General features: G+C 71.8%; 15 protein-coding genes and 1 riboswitch. Of the genes, 6 read left to right on the top strand and 9 right to left on the bottom strand.

The features are described 5' to 3' along the window. The first annotated feature begins 97 nt into the window (after positions 1-97). Entirely contained in the window at positions 98-901 is an 804-nt protein-coding gene (locus tag ACWCPF_RS28450; protein WP_451047956.1) for a VOC family protein, read from the top strand. 28 nt (positions 902-929) lie between these two features. On the opposite strand, the gene ACWCPF_RS28445 is transcribed toward ACWCPF_RS28450, so the two are convergent. The 4 genes from ACWCPF_RS28445 to ACWCPF_RS28430 form a co-directional block, all read right to left on the bottom strand. Beyond that, positions 930-1,577 carry a thymidine kinase gene (locus ACWCPF_RS28445; protein WP_451047955.1) on the bottom strand — a complete coding sequence of 216 codons (648 nt, stop codon included), beginning with the start codon at positions 1,575-1,577 and terminating at the stop codon, positions 930-932. 105 nt (positions 1,578-1,682) lie between these two features. Beyond that, positions 1,683-2,873 carry an alkaline phosphatase family protein gene (locus ACWCPF_RS28440; protein WP_451047954.1) on the bottom strand — a complete coding sequence of 397 codons (1,191 nt, stop codon included), beginning with the start codon at positions 2,871-2,873 and terminating at the stop codon, positions 1,683-1,685. Continuing rightward, on the bottom strand, positions 2,873-3,469 hold the full coding sequence (locus ACWCPF_RS28435) for a DUF5998 family protein (protein WP_451047976.1): 597 nt from the start codon (positions 3,467-3,469) through the stop codon (positions 2,873-2,875). The genes ACWCPF_RS28440 and ACWCPF_RS28435 overlap by 1 nt, the downstream gene beginning before the upstream one ends. A gap of 255 nt (positions 3,470-3,724) precedes the next feature. Then, positions 3,725-6,622 (bottom strand): bifunctional acetate--CoA ligase family protein/GNAT family N-acetyltransferase, encoded by a 2,898-nt coding sequence (locus tag ACWCPF_RS28430; RefSeq protein WP_451047953.1) that lies wholly within the window; start codon positions 6,620-6,622, stop codon positions 3,725-3,727. Positions 6,623-6,801: 179 nt separating this feature from the next. On the opposite strand from ACWCPF_RS28430, the gene ACWCPF_RS28425 reads away from it, so the two are divergent. Next, positions 6,802-7,083 carry an HPr family phosphocarrier protein gene (locus ACWCPF_RS28425; protein ID WP_351909603.1) on the top strand — a complete coding sequence of 94 codons (282 nt, stop codon included), beginning with the start codon at positions 6,802-6,804 and terminating at the stop codon, positions 7,081-7,083. Between the two features lie 149 nt (positions 7,084-7,232). Here ACWCPF_RS28425 and ACWCPF_RS28420 read toward each other — a convergent pair whose 3' ends face one another. The 4 genes from ACWCPF_RS28420 to ACWCPF_RS28405 all read right to left on the bottom strand — a co-directional run bounded on the left by ACWCPF_RS28420 (position 7,233) and on the right by ACWCPF_RS28405 (position 12,020). Continuing rightward, a complete protein-coding gene (locus tag ACWCPF_RS28420) occupies positions 7,233-7,928 on the bottom strand; it encodes a GntR family transcriptional regulator (protein ID WP_451047952.1) in 696 nt (231 codons plus the stop codon). A 188-nt stretch (positions 7,929-8,116) separates the two neighbouring features. Continuing rightward, a complete protein-coding gene (locus tag ACWCPF_RS28415) occupies positions 8,117-8,860 on the bottom strand; it encodes a M23 family metallopeptidase (protein ID WP_451047951.1) in 744 nt (247 codons plus the stop codon). Between the two features lie 11 nt (positions 8,861-8,871). After that, positions 8,872-9,040: riboswitch (cyclic di-AMP (ydaO/yuaA leader) on the bottom strand. Between the two features lie 245 nt (positions 9,041-9,285). Continuing rightward, positions 9,286-10,674, bottom strand: a complete 1,389-nt coding sequence (locus ACWCPF_RS28410) for a M16 family metallopeptidase (protein WP_451047950.1) — start codon at positions 10,672-10,674, stop codon at positions 9,286-9,288. Further along, on the bottom strand, positions 10,671-12,020 hold the full coding sequence (locus ACWCPF_RS28405; protein WP_451047949.1) for a M16 family metallopeptidase: 1,350 nt from the start codon (positions 12,018-12,020) through the stop codon (positions 10,671-10,673). Before ACWCPF_RS28405 ends, ACWCPF_RS28410 begins: the two co-directional genes overlap by 4 nt. 269 nt (positions 12,021-12,289) lie before the next feature. Here ACWCPF_RS28405 and ACWCPF_RS28400 point away from each other — a divergent pair, with 269 nt between their 5' ends. Beyond that, complete coding sequence (locus tag ACWCPF_RS28400) at positions 12,290-14,755, top strand: DNA gyrase/topoisomerase IV subunit A (RefSeq protein WP_451047948.1); 2,466 nt, start codon at positions 12,290-12,292, stop codon at positions 14,753-14,755. Positions 14,756-14,762: 7 nt separating this feature from the next. On the opposite strand, the gene ACWCPF_RS28395 is transcribed toward ACWCPF_RS28400, so the two are convergent. After that, complete coding sequence (locus ACWCPF_RS28395) at positions 14,763-15,833, bottom strand: CobW family GTP-binding protein (RefSeq protein ID WP_451047947.1); 1,071 nt, start codon at positions 15,831-15,833, stop codon at positions 14,763-14,765. Between the two features lie 323 nt (positions 15,834-16,156). Here ACWCPF_RS28395 and ACWCPF_RS28390 point away from each other — a divergent pair, with 323 nt between their 5' ends. The 3 genes from ACWCPF_RS28390 to ACWCPF_RS28380 all read left to right on the top strand — a co-directional run bounded on the left by ACWCPF_RS28390 (position 16,157) and on the right by ACWCPF_RS28380 (position 18,582). Next, positions 16,157-16,714, top strand: a complete 558-nt coding sequence (locus ACWCPF_RS28390; RefSeq protein WP_451047946.1) for a DUF6082 family protein — start codon at positions 16,157-16,159, stop codon at positions 16,712-16,714. A 274-nt stretch (positions 16,715-16,988) separates the two neighbouring features. Then, on the top strand, positions 16,989-17,228 hold the full coding sequence (locus tag ACWCPF_RS28385) for a hypothetical protein (protein WP_363167549.1): 240 nt from the start codon (positions 16,989-16,991) through the stop codon (positions 17,226-17,228). Between the two features lie 76 nt (positions 17,229-17,304). Continuing rightward, entirely contained in the window at positions 17,305-18,582 is a 1,278-nt protein-coding gene (locus ACWCPF_RS28380; RefSeq protein ID WP_451047945.1) for a citrate/2-methylcitrate synthase, read from the top strand. Positions 18,583-18,705: the final 123 nt, after the last annotated feature.

Below are 18,705 nucleotides of genomic sequence, written 5' to 3'. Positions count from 1 at the left end.
CGACAACCGCGCGTAAACCGTTGAGAAACCCCCCATCAGGCATCCTCCGAGGGCAGAAGCGAAGCGGCCACCGGGAGTGGCCGAGGAGAGAGTGACGATGACCGAGGCAGGCGGGCCGACCGGCCCGATCGGCGCAGCACACGGTCGGTATGCGCCCGGTACACCCTGCTGGGTGAGTCTGATGGCGCACGGGTTGACGGCGACGCAGGAGTTCTACGGCGGGCTGTTCGGCTGGGAGTTCCAACCCGGTCCGCATCAGCTCGGCCCCTATGTGCGGGCGCTGCTCGACGGCCAGGAGGTGGCCGGTATCGGCCAACTGGCCCCGGACCGCCAGCTGCCCGTCGCCTGGACGCCCTATCTCGCCTCGGACGACGTGGACACGACCGCCGAAACGGTCCGGCTGTGCGGCGGCACGATCGGGGTCGGCCCCCTGGACGCCTCCGCCGCCGGCCGCCTCGCGATCGGCTCCGACCCCTCCGGAGCGGTCTTCGGCGTCTGGCAGGCCGCGGCCCATTTCGGCACCGGCATCACCGGCGTGCCCGGCACCCCCGCCTGGTACGAGCTGACGACCTTCGAGGCCGCGGGCGTCCGCAAGTTCTACGAGACGGTGTTCGGCTACGACGAGGAGGCGGTCGTGTCCGCCGACCTCGACCACGTGACGCTGAACGTCGGCGGCCGCCCGGTCGCCGGCATCCACGGCGTGGGGCCCGCGCTGCCCCGGGACCAGGGGCCGCACTGGACGACGTACTTCGAGGTGGCCGACACCGACGCGGCGCTCGCCCAGGTCGTCGACCTCGGCGGGCGGGTCCTCGAACCGGCCCGGGACGGCGCGCACGGGCGCGTGGCGTCCGTGGCCGACCCCGAGGGGGCCCGGTTCTCCCTGCTCCAGGGGCTGCGGTGACGGGCGGTTCCCGGAGCGGGTCCTGGTCCTAGACCTGCTGCACCGGCAGCACGTCCGGCGACAGGGCTGCCGCCCTGGCCGAAGCCGAGGTCATCCGGCGGCGGTGGTGGCGTCGGCACAGCACCTCGTAGCCGACCGTGTCCCCCTGGTCGACGTCCCCGACGACGACCTGCGCGCCCTCGACGACCATCACGCCGCCCACCGTGCGAGCGTTGTGCGTGGCGCGCGCGCCGCACCAGCACAGGGCCTCGACCTGGAGGACCTCCACGCGGTCGGCGAGCTCGACGAGCCGCTGGGAGCCGGGGAACAGCTTGGAGCGGAAGTCGGTGGTGATACCGAAGGCGTAGACGTCGATGTCCAGGTCGTCGACCACGCGCGCGAGCTGGTCGATCTGCTCCTCGGCGAGGAACTGCGCCTCGTCGGCGATCACGTAGTCCGCGCGGCCGCCCTGCGAGAGATGCTCGACGAGGGAGGCGTACAGGTCCTGACCGTCCTCGACCTCGACCGCGTCGGTGACCAGGCCGAGCCGGGAGGACAGCTTGCCCTCGCCCGCCCGGTCGTCGCGGGTGAAGATCATGCCCTGCAGCCCGCGCGCGGAGCGGTTGTGCTCTATCTGGAGAGCCAGCGTCGACTTCCCGCAGTCCATGGTTCCGGAGAAGAACACCAGCTCGGGCATGGGGAGTCGAACGCCTTTCGGTGAAGGTGGGGCAGCGGTCGGGCGGTGGTCGGGCCGCGTGGGACAGCCGTGGGGCAGAAACGGTTCTGGGAGGGTTCCGGGACCTCAGGAGCGTACTTCGAGCAGGGGCACCAGCTGCTCGGCAGGGGTCATCGAACCGTGGTTGCCGACCATCGCCGACTCCTTGGGCTCCCGCTCGGAAGCGATGATCAGGACGTCGTCCCGGGCGGCCGCGATCACATCGCCGAGGCGGGCGTGCACCCGCTCGTCGACCTGCGGTCCGAACCAGCCCGCGGCGATCGCCTCGTCCCGGGAGGCCACCCAGAACTGTTCGCCGAGCACCTCGCGCCAGCAGGTCAGGACGTCGTTCTCGGCACCCGGCACGGCGTAGACATGGCGGGCGCGGCCCTCGCCGCCCAGCAGGGCGACCCCGGCGCGCAGTTCCCAGTCCGCGTCGAAGTCGATGCGGTGCTCGTCGTCGAAGGGCACGTCGACCATGCCGTGGTCGGCGGTGACGTAGAGCGCGCTGCGCGGCGGCAGTTGCTCGGCGAGTCGCTGGACCAGCCGGTCGACGTACATGAGCTGACCGCGCCAGGTGTCGGAGGCGACGCCGTAGCGGTGCCCGGCGCCGTCGAGTTCGGCGTAGTACGTGTAGACGAGGGAGCGGTCGCCGGCGGCGAGCTGCTCGGCGGCGAGGTCCATGCGCTCCTCGCCGGTCAGCCGCCCGTGAAACGTTCCGCCGCTGAGCGCGACCTTGGTCAGCGGGGTGTTCTGGAACGCGGGGGACGACACCTGGGCGGCGTGCACGCCCGCCTCGTGGGCGAGCTGGAAGACCGTGGGATACGGCTGCCAGGCGGCGGGCGAGGTCCACGGCTGCCAGCGCAGCTGGTTCATCAGCGCGCCGGTGTCGGGGTTGCGCACGGTGTAGCCCGGCAGGCCGTGCGCGCCGGGCGGGAGTCCGGTGCCGACGGAAGCCAGGGAGGTCGCGGTGGTCGCCGGGTAGCCGGCGGTGAGCGGACGTCCGGTGCCGCCGCGCGAGCTGCCGAGGAGCGCGTGCAGATACGGCGCCTCTTCGGGGTGGTCCTTGATCTGCTCCCAGCCGAGGCCGTCGATCAGGAAGACGCAGTTGCGGTCGGCCGGGGCCAGCTCGCCGATCGCCGCGGTGGTGCCGGGTACGCCCATGCCCGCGGCCAGCGTGGGCAGCAGGTCGGCGAGGGAGCCGGTGCCGTACTCGGGGACGGGGGCGGAGCCGACGGCGAGGGGTTCGGGGAAGTCCCAGTGGGTGGGCTGTGCCATCAGCGGGTGACGTCCGCGGTGGCCTCGGAGAGCGCCTGGGCGAAGGCGAGCGCCTGGCGGACCGTCTCCGGGCCGTCCCCCGCCTCGCTGACGCGCAGGCTGAGGTCGTCCGCCGTCGAGTTGCCGGTGTAGCCGTGATCGGCGTCGCAGTTCGGGTCGCCGCAGGCGGCCGGTTCCAGGTCGATGCGGGAGACGGCGCCCCAGCCGATGGTCAGCACGACCTCGCGCGGCAGGGTGCCCGGCGCGTACGACTCCGGGTTGGCGACCACGCGGCTGAGGACGACCGAGGAGATCCGGCCGAGCTTGACCGACTCCGTGGACGTCGTGGCGTACGGCGTCGGGGAGGTGGTGTCGGCGGCCTGCTCGTCGGTGTGGCTGACGATGAAGCGGTTGCCGGTGAGGACCAGCACGGTCACATGCCGGCGCACCTCGTTCTGGTCGAACGTGGTCTCCTGGTGGACCAGGTACGACCGGATCGGCTCGCCGCCCACAGCGGCCTCCACCGCCTCGGCCACGAGGGCCGGGTAGTAGCCGCTGCGCTCGATCGCCGCGCGCAGCCCCTGGGTCGTCGTACTGGTCTTGGCCATGCCCTCCATCCTACGGGGACCCACTGACTGCGAGGCACCGGTCACGACCCGCTTCGGCGGGCCGATCCCTCGGAATCGCGGAGGCCCGCGCCCATGGAGGCAACCGCTGCCGGTGCGTCGCGTCTCGCGCGCGTGCCGGGATGCGGCCGCCACGGGAGAGGAGACGGGTGCGGGCCCGCCCGTGTCCGTCGCGAACGCGGCCACGGCCGCAGGGCGTTCGCGGCGCTCGGCACAGCGGCTCCGCGGGGCGGGCTCCCGGACGTCTCAGTACGTCGGGAGGGTCCTCGGTCCGAGGTCGTCGCGCGCGGGCGGGGGCGCGAGGCGTATGGAGGCGCCCAGGACGCTCAGGCCGTGCGGGGCGACGACGACCGGTTCCAGGGTGACCGCGACGACCTCGGGGTGGTCGTCGACCAGCCGGGACACCCGCAGCAGCAGTTCCTCCAGGGCGGGGGTGTCGACGGGCGTCGAGCCGCGCCAGCCGAAGAGGAGCGGGGCGGTCCGGATCGAGCGGATCAACGAGGCCGCGTCGCGGTCGGTGACCGGAACCAGCCGGTGCGCCATGTCCCCGAGCAGCTGCGAGGCGGCCCCGGCGAGCCCGAAGGAGAGCACGGCACCGGCGGCCGGGTCGATGACCGCGCGGACGACCGTGTCGACCCCGCGCGGCGCCATCGCCTGGACGACCGGGCGGAGCTCTTCCGGCCGGCCGAAGAGCTCGGTCAACTCGACGTACGCCCGGCGCAGTTGCTCCTCGTCGGCCAGGTCGAGGCGTACGCCGCCCAGGTCGGCGCGGTGGCGCAGGTGGGGGGCGGTGGCCTTGAGGACGACGGGGTAGCCCAGGGCTTCCGCGGCCCGCGCGGCCTCGTCGGGGGTGGGCGCGGGGGTCGCCCGGCGGGTGCGGATGCCGTAGCGGCCGAGCAGCTCGCAGGTCTCCTCGGTGCCGAGGGTGAGGCCCTGCCCGCGCGCGAGGAGCCCGCCGATCAGTTCGGCGGCGCCCTTCTCGTCGATGTCCTCGTACTCGGGCACCTTGCCGGGGTCGGCCGCCTCACGCCGCCACTGTGCGTACTTCACGGCTTCGGCGAGGGCGCGGACGGCGCGTTCGGCGGCGGGGTAGGCGGGGATGAGGTGTGCTCCCTCGGGCGCCTCGACGGCGGCGGGCTGCGCTGTCCCGGCGCCTTCCGCCGCGGCACGCGCGCGTGTGGTGGTCTCCGTGCGTGGTGCGGTGGCCTCCGCGCGCGGTGCGGTGGCCTCCGCGCGCGGTGCGGTGGCCTCCGCGCGCGGTGCGGTGGTCTCCGCGCGCGGTGCGGTGCTCGTCGCGGCGGACAGGGCCGCCGCGAGGCCGCCGAGTTCCACGTGGACGACGAGCACCGGTTTGGCGGGCGCGGCGGCCGCGGCCGAGCGAAGGGCCTGGGCGAGTTCCCCGTCGCCGGGCGACGCCTCGCCGATCGCCGGGATCGCCGTCACGACCACCGCGTCGCACGTGTCGTCGGCCAGCGCCCGCGCCAGTGCGGCGTGGAAGTCCTCCGCCGACGCCTCCGTGGTCAGGTCCAGCGGGTGCAGCGGTTGCAGTCCCTCGGAGAGGCAGGCGTCGTAGGTCAGCTGACCCAGCGATTCGGAGTTGCCGAGGATCGCGACCCTCGGCCCCGTAGGCAGCGGCTGGCGGGCCAGCAGCAGACCGGCGTCGACCAGTTCGGTGATGGTGTCCACCCGGATCACGCCGGCCTGCCGCAGCAGCGCCGACACCGTCGCGTGGGGCAGCCGCGTCGCCCGCACGGTGTGCCCCTGGGGGCCGGAACCGGCGCCCTGGACGACCACCAGCGGCTTGGCCGCCGCCGTACGCCGGGCGAGGCGGGTGAACTTGCGCGGGTTGCCGATGGACTCCAGGTACATCAGCGCGACGTCGGTGTCGGGATCGTCGTACCAGTACTGCAGGACGTCGTTGCCGGAGACGTCCGCGCGGTTGCCGGAGGAGACGAAGGTCGACACGCCGGTGACTCCGGTGACGCCGCCGCCGCGCCGGTGGAGCCGGGAGAGCAGGGCGATGCCGATGGCCCCGGACTGGGCGAACAGCCCGATCCGGCCGGGCCTCGGCATCTCCGGGGCGAGCGAGGCGTTGAGCCGCACCTGGGGGGAGGTGTTGATCACCCCGAACGCGTTGGGGCCGATGATCCGCATCCCGTACGCGCGCGCGTGCCGGACGAGTTCGCGCTGGCGCTCGCGCCCTTCGGGACCGCTCTCCGCGTAACCGGCGGACAGGACGACGAGCCCCTGCACGCCGTGCTCGCCGCACTCGGCGACGGCCTCGGGCACCTGCTCGGCCGGGACGGCGAGCACCGCGAGGTCGACGGGTTCCGCTATGTCGCGCACCGAGCGGTGGGCGGGCGCCGAGTCGAGTTCCTTCAGGTCCGCGGGGAAGGCCTTGTTCACGGCGTACAGGCGGCCGGTGAAGCCGGCCTCCCGGAGGTTGCCGAGGACACTCCGGCCCACGCCGCCCGGGGTGCGGCCGGCGCCGACGACAGCCACGGAGCCGGGCGCCAGCAGCCGTCCCACGGAGTGGGCCTCGGCGCGCTGCTCCCGCGCGCGCTGCACGGCGACGGAGCGCTCGGTGGGTTCGAGGTCGAACTCCAGACGGACGACGCCGTCCTCGAAGTGGCGCTGCTGGGTGTAGCCGGCGTCCGTGAACACCTTGATCATCTTGGTGTTGGCGGGGAGCACCTCGGCGGCGAAGCGGCGGATGTCCCGCTCGCGCGCCACGGCGGCGATGTGTTCGAGGAGCGCGGAGGCGACACCGCGCCCCTGATGCGCGTCCTGGACGAGGAAGGCGACCTCGGCCTCGTCGGCGGGCGCGGAGGCGGCCATGCCGTCGGCGCCAATCCGGTCATAGCGTACGGTTGCGATGAACTCGCCGCCGATGGTGGCCGCGAGTCCCACCCGGTCCACAAAGTCGTGGTGCGTGAAGCGGTGGACGTCCTTTGCGGACAGGCGCGGGTAGGGCGCGAAGAAGCGGTAGTACTTCGACTCGTCCGAGACCTGCTCGTAGAAGCTGACCAGGCGCTCGGCGTCATCAACGGTGATGGGGCGGATGCGTGCGGTGCCGCCGTCGCGCAGCACCACGTCGGCCTCCCAGTGGGCGGGGTACTCGTGCCGGTCCGACGCGCTCTGCATGGGGCCCAGAGTACGGCTCGCGTACGACAACGGCGCGAGGCAGTCTGTGGAGGACGCACGTCGGATCGAGGCCGCGATCCGACGACCACGTCGGGACGGGACCGCACGGTCCCGCCCTCCCACGCTTCACGTGTGGAACACTGGTCTAGACAACCTGAGACACTGAAGGGCAGCATCACATGGCTGAGCGCCGCGTCAACGTCGGCTGGGCCGAGGGCCTTCACGCCCGCCCCGCTTCCATCTTCGTCCGGGCCGCCACGGCCGCAGGCATCCCCGTGACGATCGCCAAGGCCGACGGCAACCCCGTCAACGCGGCCTCCATGCTGGCCGTCCTCGGCCTGGGCGCCAAGGGCGGCGAGGAGATCGTCCTCGCGTCCGAGGCCGAGGGCGCGGACGCTGCCCTCGACCGGCTCGCGAAGCTGGTCGCCGAAGGTCTCGAGGAGCTCCCCGAGACTGTCTGAAAACGCTGACGGCGCGCTGCAGTAAATACGTCGTCACGCAACACCGAAGGGCTCGTCCGAATTGTCGGGCGAGCCCTTTGAATTTCCCGCTCATGGGCAGCAGAAATAGCGCCCCACGAATTCACTCCTCTTTGTATACGGCCCTCGTGTTAATGCCGCAGACCCGTCATGTTTACGGGAGGTTGCGAAGTCCTCACACGGTCGACGCGCTCGGCGCCGCCGGAAAAGCGCAGCCGGTGCGCGGCCGTCGCCCGCTCGGTGTGCAGCGCCGTGACCGCACGCGCGCGCTCCCCGTCGCCGCGCGCCACCGCGTCCACGATCGCGCCGTGCTCCCCCCAGGACTCCACCGGGTCGGCCGGGGCGTCCACCACGTACATCCAGGCGATCTTGTGGCGCAGCTGGGTGAGCATCGAGGTCAGGGCCTGGCTTCCGGAGGCCTGGGCGAGCGTCTCGTGGAACCAGCCCCCCAGGGAGCGCAGATCCTCGCTGTTGCCCCTCCTGGCCCGCTCCTGGCCCAGCCGGACGAGACCGCGCAGCACCTTCAGATGGGCCTCGGTGCGCCGCTGGGCGGCCCGGGAGGCGCCGAGCGGCTCCAGCAGCATGCGCATCTCCAGCAGGTCCGCGGCCTCCTGCTCGGTCGGCTCGGCGACGCACGCGCCCGCGTGGCGGCGCGTGACCACGAAGCCTTCCGCCTCCAGCGTGCGCAGCGCCTCCCGGACGGGCACACGGGAAACGCCGTAGCGGCGAGCGAGGAGTTCCTCCGTGAGGCGGCTGCCGCGCTCGTAGACACCCGCGACGATGTCGTCCCGGACGGCCGTGCACACCGAGTGCGCCGGAATACGCATGACGGACCTCCGCCTTAATCCCCGTGAAACGTCGACGATTGACGTGTGTTCCGTGACTCTATTGCAATCAGCGGGAATTTCCGATGGCGGACTGGAATCCGTGGATATTTTTTGGACAGCGGGATCTCGAAAACGACGAAAGCCCCGGCCGGGAGGGCCGGGGCCGAACGATCTGTCGCCGTACGTCGTCAGATGTTCACGCCGTGCTGGCGGAGGTAGGAGACCGGGTCGATGTCCGAGCCGTACTCGGCGGTGGTGCGGGCCTCGAAGTGCAGATGCGCGCCGGTGACGTTGCCGGTCGCGCCGGACAGGGCGATCCGCTGGCCCGGGGTGACCTGCTGGCCCACCGACACCTCGATGGACGACAGGTGACCGTACTGGGTGTACGTCCCGTCGATCATCTTGATCACGACCTGGTAGCCGTACGACCCGCCCCAGCCGGCCTCGACCACGGTACCCAGGCCGACCGCGTGCACGGTGGTGCCGCTGGCCGCGTGGAAGTCGACGCCGGTGTGGCTGCCGGAGGACCACAGGGAGCTGCTGGCGTGGTAGCCGGTGGACACGTAGGAGCTGGTGATCGGCAGCACGAAGGTGTTCAGGCGCTTGCGCTCGGCCTCGCGGGCGGCACGCACGCGTGCCTCGCGCTCCTCCACGGCCTTCTTGGCGGCGGCCTCGCGGGAGGCCTTCTCGAACGCGGCGTGCTTCTGCACGGCGACCTGGTCGTCGAGCTGCTCGGCGACGGACTCGCCGACCGTGACCACGGGGATCAGCCCGGTCTGCTCGGGCGTGGGCTCGGCGGCGAGGGCCGGCGTGGCGGCGACGGTGGCCATGACACCGGTGGTGGTGAGCGCCGCGACGCCCGCCGCGCGAACGGTGGTCCGCTGCATCCGGCTGGGCCGACGGTGCTTCCCGGTGGCGTAGGTGATCGCCAAGTCAGGGGTGTCCTTTCCTTCCCTCTCGCCTACCGGGTTAGCTGACGGGTTCGGAGCAGGAAGGTCTCCTACGGACCCCCTCGCGACTCGCGCGGGCGCCCGATTCACCCCAGGGACTTCACACACGTGGGTCCCCGGCTCCCCTGGCTCGCGCCGTAGGGGACTCGGCGATGACTGTCCGGTGCCGCGGCTGCGGCGCACTGCCTGACGAACAGTCCGCACGAAGCTAAGCGGGGCCGGTTTCAATCCTCAAACGAATCCCGGTTTTTGTAGCGCATCCCACAGGGCAGACAGGCAACCTCCGCCCCAATTCGGACATCTAGCGGCCCTGGTGACGCTTGCGTCGACCAGGGCCCCTACACGCGCGTGCCGTTGCCGGTCCGCTCTGCGAACCGCTTCGCGGCCTCCTCAGCGGACTACTCCGCCTACTCCGCGGACACGACCTTCACCTCGCCGATGCCGAGGGCCTCGACCGGCGCCTTGATCTGGGCCGCGTCGCCCACGAGGACGGTCACCAACCGGTCCACCGGGAAGGCGTTCACGGCCGCCGCGGTGGCCTCCACGGTGCCCGTCGCGGCGAGCTGCTGGTACAGCGTCGCCTGGAAGTCGTCGGGCAGGTGCTGCTCGACCTGGTCGGCCAGCGTGCCCGCGACGGCCGCCGCGGTCTCGAACTTCAGCGGGGCCACCCCGACCAGGTTCTGCACGGCGACGTCACGCTCGGCGTCGGTCAGCCCCTCGGCGGCGAGGGTGCGCAGCACCTTCCAGAGGTCCTCGAGGGCGGGACCGGTGTTCGGGGTGTCCACGGAGCCGCTGATGGCGAGCATCGCGGCGCCGGAGCCGTCCGGGGCGGACCGCAGGACCTGCCCGAAGGCGCGGACGCCGTAGGTGTAGCCCTTCTCCTCGCGCAGGACGCGGTCCAGGCGGGAGGTGAGGGTGCCGCCGAGGCAGTACGTGCCGAGCACCTGAGCGGGCCACACGCGGTCGTGCCGGTCGGCGCCGATACGGCCGAGCAGCAGCTGCGTCTGGACGGCACCGGGACGGTCCACGATGACGACCCGGCCGGTGTCGTCGGCGGTCACCGGAGGCACCGGCCGCGGCTGGGCCGAGGAGCCCGTCCAGGCGCCCAGGGTGTCGCTCAGCAGCGCGTCCAGGTCGATGCCGGTGAGGTCGCCGACGACCACGGCGGTGGCCGTGGCGGGGCGGACGTGCTTCTCGTAGAAGGCGCGCACCGCCGCGGAGTCGATCTTCTCGACCGTCTCCGCCGTGCCCTGGCGCGGGCGGGACATGCGCGCGGTGGCGGGGAACAGCTCCTTGGAGAGCTCCTTGGCGGCCCGCCGGGAGGGGTTGGCCAGCTCGTGCGGGATCTCGTCCAGCCGGTTGCGGACGAGGCGCTCGACCTCGCTGTCGGCGAACGCGGGCGCCCTCAGGGCGTCGGCGAGGAGGCCGAGGCCCTTGGGCAGGCGCGAGGCCGGCACTTCGAGGCTGAGCCGGACGCCGGGGTGGTCGGCGTGCGCGTCCAGCGTGGCCCCGCAGCGCTCCAGTTCGGCGGCGAACTCCTCGGCGGAGTGCTTGTCGGTGCCCTCGGAGAACGCGCGCGCCATGATCGTGGCGACGCCGTCCAGGTCCGCCGGTTCGGCGTCCAGCGGCGCGTCGAGGAGGATCTCGACGGCGACGACCTGCTGGCCGGGGCGGTGGCAGTGCAGGACCGTCAGCCCATTGGCCAGCGCGGCCCGCTCGGGCGCCGGGAAAGCCCACGGCTTGGCCTCGCCGGCCCGGGGCTGGGGGTGGAAGTCCATCGTGGCGAGCTCGGTCACCGGGCCGCCTCCTCGTTCTCGTCCTGGTCGGCGGGGGCTTCGGCGGCGGTCGGCTCGTAGACGAGCACCGCGCGGTTGTCGGGGCGCAGACGGGCCTTGGCGATCTCCTGCACCTCCTCGGGCGTGACGTCCAGCACCCGCTGGACGGCGGTCAGGGCGAGCTGCGGGTCGCCGAACAGGACGGCGTACCGGCACAGTTCGTCCGCGCGGCCGGCGACCGTGCCGAGCCGGTCGAGCCACTCGCGCTCCAACTGGGCCTGGGCGCGCTCCATCTCCTCGGCCGTGGGGCCCTCCGCGGCGAACCGGGCGAGCTCCTCGTCGATCGCGGCCTCGATGACGGGCACCTCGACGTCCCCGGACGTCTTCACGTCCAGCCAGCCCAGGGAGGGGGCCCCGGCGAGCCGCAGCAGGCCGAACCCGGCCGCCACGGCCGTCCGGTCACGGCGCACCAGGCGGTTGTAGAGCCGGGAGGACTCGCCGCCGCCGAGGACGGTGAGCGCCAGGTCGACGGCGTCGCACGCACGCGTGCCGTCCTCGGGCAGCCGGTAGGCGGCCATCAGGGCGCGGGCCGGCACCTCCTCCTCGACGATCTCGCGCAGCTGCTCGCCGATGACCTCGGGCAGCGCGCCGTCGCGCGGAGCGGGCTTGCCGTCGTGGCCGGGGATGGAGCCGAAGTACTTCTCGACCCAGGCGAGGGTCTGCGCCGGGTCGATGTCGCCGACCACGGACAGGACCGCGTTGTTGGGCGCGTAGTACGTGCGGAAGAACGCTCGCGCGTCCTCCAGGGTCGCCGCGTCCAGGTCGGCCATCGAGCCGATCGGCGTGTGGTGGTAGGGGTGGCCGTCCGGGTAGGCGAGAGCGGTCAGCTTCTCGAACGCGGTGCCGTAGGGGACGTTGTCGTAGCGCTGGCGGCGCTCGTTCTTGACGACGTCGCGCTGGTTCTCCATCGACTCGTCGTCGAGGGCGGTGAGCAGGGAGCCCATGCGGTCGGCCTCCAGCCAGAGGGCGAGCTCCAGCTGGTGGGTGGGCATGGTCTCGAAGTAGTTGGTGCGCTCGAAGCTGGTGGTGCCGTTGAGCGAGCCGCCCGCGCCCTGGACCAGTTCGAAGTGGCCGTTGCCCTTGACCTGGCCGGAGCCCTGGAACATCAGGTGCTCGAAAAGGTGAGCAAGGCCGGTACGCCCCTTGACTTCGTGGCGCGAGCCCACGTCGTACCAGAGGCACACCGCCGCGACGGGGGTCAGGTGGTCCTCCGAGAGCACCACGCGCAGGCCGTTGGCCAGGCGGTGCTCGGTCGCTGTCAGGCCCCCGGAGCCTGCCTGGGCTGTGGCGGTGTGACCCATGGGCATGTACGTCCCTTCCGATCGCGGACGCGGTCGTCGAAACCGCGGTTTTCCTGCCGGTCCTGCCACTGTATGCAAGCGTGCGGACGGTCCGCGAAGTTCCCGGGCGACATACGCCGAGAGCGAGATCGCGTAGCCTGCGGGCAGCCGTGGAGGAGGTGCCTCCGCGTGCGGGGCCGGACCGCCGACGCCGGGTCCACGCCCGCGCTGTCACTGCCACGGTCCACAATGGTCCGCGTCAGATCCCGTCACGCCCCAGCAAGGAGCCGGCAGCGATGGCCCGCCGCAGCACGAAGACCCCGCCGCCCGACGACTCGTACGAGGAGCGGATCCTCGACATCGACGTCGTCGACGAGATGCAGGGCTCCTTCCTCGAGTACGCGTACTCGGTCATCTATTCCCGCGCCCTGCCGGACGCCCGTGACGGCCTGAAGCCGGTGCATCGCCGCATCGTCTACCAGATGAACGAGATGGGCCTGCGCCCGGATCGCGGCTATGTGAAGTGCGCCCGCGTCATCGGCGAGGTCATGGGCAAGCTGCACCCGCACGGCGACGCGTCGATCTACGACGCCCTGGTGCGCATGGCCCAGCCCTTCTCCATGCGTGTGCCGCTGGTCGACGGCCACGGCAACTTCGGTTCGCTGGGCAACGACGACCCGCCGGCCGCCATGCGGTACACCGAGTGCCGCCAGGCCCAGGCGACGAGCCTGATGACGGAGTCGATCGACGAGGACACGGTCGACTTCACGCCGAACTACGACGGCCAGGAGCAGGAGCCGGTGGCACTGCCCGCCGCCTTCCCGAACCTGCTGGTCAACGGCGCGTCAGGGATCGCGGTCGGCATGGCCACGAACATGCCGCCGCACAACCTGGGCGAGGTCGTCGCGGCCGCCCGGCACCTGATCCGCTACCCCGGCGCGGATCTGGACGCCCTGATGAAGTTCGTCCCGGGACCCGACCTGCCGACCGGCGGCCGGATCGTCGGCCTCTCCGGCATCCGGGACGCCTACGAGAACGGCCGCGGCACCTTCAAGATCCGAGCCACGGTCGCGGTGGAGACGGTGACGGCCCGCCGCAAGGGTCTGGTCATCACCGAACTGCCGTTCACCGTCGGTCCCGAGAAGGTCATCGCCAAGATCAAGGACCTGGTCGGCTCGAAGAAGATCCAGGGCATCGCCGACGTCAAGGACCTCACCGACCGCGCGCACGGCCTGCGCCTGGTCATCGAGATCAAGAACGGCTTCGTGCCGGAGGCGGTCCTGGAGCAGCTGTACAAGCTGACGCCCATGGAGGAGTCCTTCGGCATCAACAACGTGGCGCTGGTCGACGGCCAGCCGCTCACGCTGGGTCTCAAGGAGCTTCTGGAGGTCTATCTCGACCACCGCTTCAACGTGGTGCGCCGCCGCAGCGAGTTCCGGCGTACCAAGCGCCGTGACCGGCTGCACCTGGTGGAGGGCCTGCTGACGGCGCTCGTCGACATCGACGAGGTCATCCGGCTGATCCGCTCCAGCGAGAACAGCACGCAGGCCAAGGAGCGCCTGATGGAGCGCTTCTCGCTGTCGGAGGTCCAGACGCAGTACATCCTGGACACCCCGCTGCGCCGGCTCACCAAGTTCGACCGCATCGAGCTGGAGGCGGAGAAGGAGCGGCTCAACGCGGAGATCGCGGAGCTGACCCGGATCCTGGACTCGGACGCGGAGCTGCGCAAGCTGGTCTCGGCGGAACTCGCCGTGGTGGCGAAGAAGTTCGGCACCGAGCGCCGTACGGTCCTGCTGGAGTCCTCGGGCGCCACGGCCACCGCAGTGCCCCTCCAGGTCGCGGACGACCCGTGCCGCGTCCTGCTGTCCTCCACGGGCCTGCTGGCCCGCACGGCCAACGGCGAGCCCTTCGCGGAGGACTCGGAGGACGGGGACGGCAGGCGCACCAAGCACGATGTGATCGTCTCGGCCGTGCCGGCCACCGCGCGCGGGGAGATCGGCGCGGTCACGTCCTCGGGCCGGCTGCTGCGGATCAACGTCGTCGACCTGCCGCAGCTCCCGGACACGGCGACGGCGCCGAACCTCTCGGGCGGCGCCCCGCTGGCGGAGTTCGTCTCCCTGGAGGGCGACGAGACGGTGGTCTGTCTGACCACGCTGGACGAATCGTCCCCGGGTCTGGCGCTGGGCACGGAACAGGGTGTGGTCAAGCGGGTCGTGCCCGACTACCCGACCAACAAGGACGAGCTGGAGGTCATCGCCCTCAAGGACGGCGACCGGATCGTCGGCGCCGTCGAGCTGCGCACCGGTGAGGAGGACCTGGTCTTCATCACCGACGACGCCCAACTGCTGCGCTTCCAGGCCGCGCAGGTGCGCCCGCAGGGCCGTCCGGCGGGCGGTATGGCGGGCATCAAGCTGATCGAGGGCGCGAAGGTGATCTCGTTCACGGCCGTGGACCCCGCGGTGGACGCGGTGGTGTTCACGATCGCGGGCTCGCGCGGAACGCTGGACGACTCCGTCCAGACGACCGCCAAGCTCACCCCCTTCGACCAGTACCCGCGCAAGGGGCGCGCCACCGGCGGTGTGCGCTGTCAGCGGTTCCTGAAGGGCGAGGACTGCCTCTCCCTGGCCTGGGCGGGCCCCGTCCCGGCCAAGGCGGCGCAGAAGAACGGCCTGCCCGCCGACCTCCCGGAGATGGACCCGCGCCGGGACGGTTCGGGCGTATCGCTGGCGAAGACGGTGTCGGTGGTGGCCGGGCCGGTCTAGGCCGGGTCTACGCCTCGTCCGGAGGATCCAGCAGGTCCCCGTCCTCGGCGGGGGCCGGTACGTAGCGCAGGACGCCCCACATGCCGTGCTCGTCGGCGTGCGGAGCGTCGCTCGTGCACGCGTCGAGTTCCTTGGCGAGGGCGGCGGTGTCGATGCCGGCGCCGATGAGGACGACCTGGGTGAGCCGGGCGTCGGCGGCCGCCCAGGGCTCCGGGTAGAAGCGGAGGAAGGGCCCGACGGCGTGCACGGCGTACCGGTTGGCCGGGTCGTGCGGGCCGAAGTCGACGTACCCCTTGATCCGGTAGAGCCCCTCGGGCCTGCTGTCGAGGAACTCCATCGCCCGGCGCGGGTCGAGGGGGACTTCGGAGCGGTAGGAGAGGCTGTCGTAGGCGGTGTGCAGGTGGTCGGCGTGGCCGTCCTGGGCATGGTCGTGCAGGTCGTCGAAGGAGAGCTGCCCGACGCGCTCGCGGCTGGGCCGGCAGTCGAAGAGGAGCTCGGCGTCGACACGGCCGTAGGTGGCGGGGACGACGGCGGCCCGGTCGGTCAGGGAGCGCACCAGCGCGAGGACGCGGTCGGCTTCGGGCGCGCGGTCGAGCTTGTTCACCACGACGAGGTCGGCGAGCGCGAGGTGCCGGTCGATCTCGGGGTGCTTCGCGCGGGTCGCGTCGAACTCGGCGGCGTCGACGACCTCGACGAGCCCGCCGTAGACGATCCCGGGGTGCTCGCTGGCCAGGACCATCCGCACGAGTTCCTGGGGCTCGGCGAGGCCGCTGGCCTCGATGACGATGACGTCGATGCCGGCGGCCGGCGCGGCGAGCCGTTCGAGGTAGACGTCGAGTTCACTGGCGTCGACGGCGCAGCACAAACAGCCGTTGCCGAGGGAGACGGTGGAGTCGCCGAGCGCGCCGGCGACGGCCATGGCGTCGATCTCGATGGCGCCGAAGTCGTTCACGATCGCCCCGATGCGGCTGCCTCCGCTGCGGTGCAGGAGATGGTTGAGCAGGGTCGTCTTGCCGGAGCCCAGGAATCCGGCGAGCACGACGACCGGGATCTGCTGCGGACTGCGGCTGTGCGACACGTGCGACCTCTCTGAACGCCGCGCGTGCACCGGCTCGCGGCCGGGCGCGCGTGCGAGGAATGAATGCGGTCCCAGGATACGAGCCGGAGGAAACCCGGCGAAGTGAACGCTTGTCAGCAGCATGTGCGGGGCAGACCTTGGGCATGGCGCCCTGGCGTGCGACCCTCGCTTCCCTCCGTGCGCCTCCCCTCCGCCTCCCCCGCCGATCAGAGCCGCTCGGCACTCTGGGAGGCGGCAAGCGCCGCCCACCGCTCGCCGGTCCCCGTCACGCCCACCCGCACCCCGACGACCGGCGCACGGCCGCCCGATCGGGAGTTTTTGACATGGCCACACAGAGGTTTGGGGTACGCGGACTCGGTGCAGCCGCCGCGGCGGCCGTCGGCATGGCCGCCGGTGCTCTGATCACCATGGCGGCACAACGCCATGCGCTGGAGGCACTCCGCGTGCGACTGGAACACCTGGAACGCACCGCCCACTCCCAGCAGCACACCAACCTGGCCAACCAGCAACGCCTGCACTGGGAATTGCTGAGCAAAGCCATCGACGACCCCGAACTGGCAGAAGTGCTGGACCTCTTCGAGGCGCCCGTTTCCACCAAGCAGCGGCGCCAGTACCTCTACGCAAACGCGCTCTACACGAACGCGCTCTTTTATTACCGGATCGGCAATATCTCCCGCGAAGAGTTCTTCGGGTACATCCGGGGCATTCTGCAGAATCCCGTCGTACGGGAGTACTGGTACGCGACCAGACATCAACGGGCCACCATTGCGGACGGCTCGGACGAAGCGGAACTCGGCCGTATGGTGGACGAACTCCTGATACAACTCGAGGAGTCGGACGCCGACGAATGGTGGGTGGTGGGCGAGCCGCCGACTCCGTGAAAGCAGTGCGGTCTCGACGCTGTCGGCGCACTCCGGAGGGCGAGGGCTCACGCGCGCGGCCGCACTCCCCGCTTCCGGAGTTCACACCCACGGCCCATAACGAACCGATGAAGTTGAGAGTTGAGTGGGGCGTCAGGGAGTTGACTCGCGCTTGATCGCGTAGAGGACCCCACCAGATCGTCGCCTACGCCGCCGGATGACGAGCGCACCCCACAGGGCCCGCCTTGCACCGCGTAGTCGTCGTGCGAAGCCAACGGACCCAAGGGAAGCAACAGTGAGTCAGATCATCCGTCGGATCGGTGCATCTCCGCGCGCTCGGGGAAGCGTGAGCGGAGCGAATTGCCCCGATATTTTTGAACTTGCCGACGGCAATTTCGCGGTAATCGGCACGGACGCCACGGATTCACTGGACCCCGGCCTTCCCTCCGACGCCTCACGCGGTGAGCACGAGCGCATTGTCGTCATCACCCGAGAGACCCTCCTGCGCGCAAAGGCCGATATTCCGGACCTCTAGCCCTCCTGAGACACCGGCCCGGCCCGCCCCTTCGCGACGCCGGGCCTTCCTCGTCCGGGTGGATACGGTGGCCCCCATGCGCGATCAAGAACCCGGCCCCGGCCACCCCGAACGACGGCTGAGCACCAAGGAGGCCGCCGAGGCGCTCGGGGTGAAACCCGAGACCGTGTACGCGTACGTCAGCCGCGGCCAGTTGAGCAGCAGGCGCACGCCGGGCGGACGGGGCAGCACGTTCGACCCCGAGGAGGTCGGCGCGCTGGCGCGCCGCAACAGGCGGGAGAGCAGCGGGAGTCCGGGATCCGGGGCGGAGCTGTCGGTACGCACCCACGTCACGTCGATCGTCGAGGACCGCTACTACTTCCGCGGCGTGGACGCCGTCGATCTGGCCTCCCGCCACTCCTACGAAGAGGTCGCCGAGTGGCTGTGGACGGGCCGGCTGCGGCCCGGGGTCACGTTCACCGCGCCCGAGGCGTCCGTGTCGGCCGCCCGCCGTGTCGTCGAGGCGCTGCCCGAACACACCGGCCCCACCGACCGGTTGCGGGTCGCCGCCGTCGCCGCGGCGGCCGTCGACCCCCTGCGCTTCGACCTGTCCGAGGACGCGGTGCTCGGCACCGCGCGCATCCTGATCCCCACCCTCGTCGCCGCACTGCCCCCGAAGCGGCCCACCCACCGCGACGAAGGCTCCCTCGCCGGGCGGCTGTGGGGCCGGCTCAGCGGACGCCCCGCCGAACCGGCGCAACTGCACGTCCTCGACACGGCGCTCGGTCTGCTCGCCGACCACGACCTGGCCGCCTCGACGCTCGCGGTGCGTGTGGCCGCCTCGGCCCGCGCACACCCGTACGCTGCCGTCTCCGCCGGGCTCGGCGTGCTCGAAGGACCCCTGCACGGCGCGGCGAGCGGGCTCGCCCACCGGATGCTCCTGGAGGTGCTCGACCTCGGCAGCGCGGTCCCGGTGATCGCGGAAGAGCTGCGGGCCGGGCGTCGCATTCCCGGTCTCGGGCACCCGCTCTACCCCGGCGAGGACCCACGCGCGCGTGCCCTCTTCGCCCTCCTGGAAAACATTCCAGAAGCCGCGCCCGCCCTCGCCGCCGCCCGGGACGTCGTCGCCACGACCGCCCGCCATGCGCCGCTGCACGCCAATGTGGACCTGGCGCTGGCCGTGCTCACCGCGTCCTGCGGCATGGAGTCCTCGGCCGGCGAGACGATCTTCGCCGTCGCCCGCACGGCGGGCTGGATCGCCCACGCCCTGGAGGAGTACGGCGAGCGCCCCCTGCGGATGCGGCCCAGCGGGCACTACGTGGGCCCGAAGCCGCCACGGCCACTGCCGGAGCAGCCGCAGCCACTGCCGGAGTAGCCGCAGCCACTGCAGCCACCGCCGGAGCAGCCGTCCGGCGGCGGACGGTCCGCGCGCGGGTGGCCTCGGGTGTCGCAGCAGACACAGCCACGGCCCGGCGACTCCACAGCGTTCCACAGGCGT

The organism is Streptomyces sp. NPDC001858 (assembly GCF_053594615.1).
The sequence above is the reverse complement of the archived record's forward strand: the minus strand, read 5'-3'. Positions and strand labels throughout refer to the sequence as shown.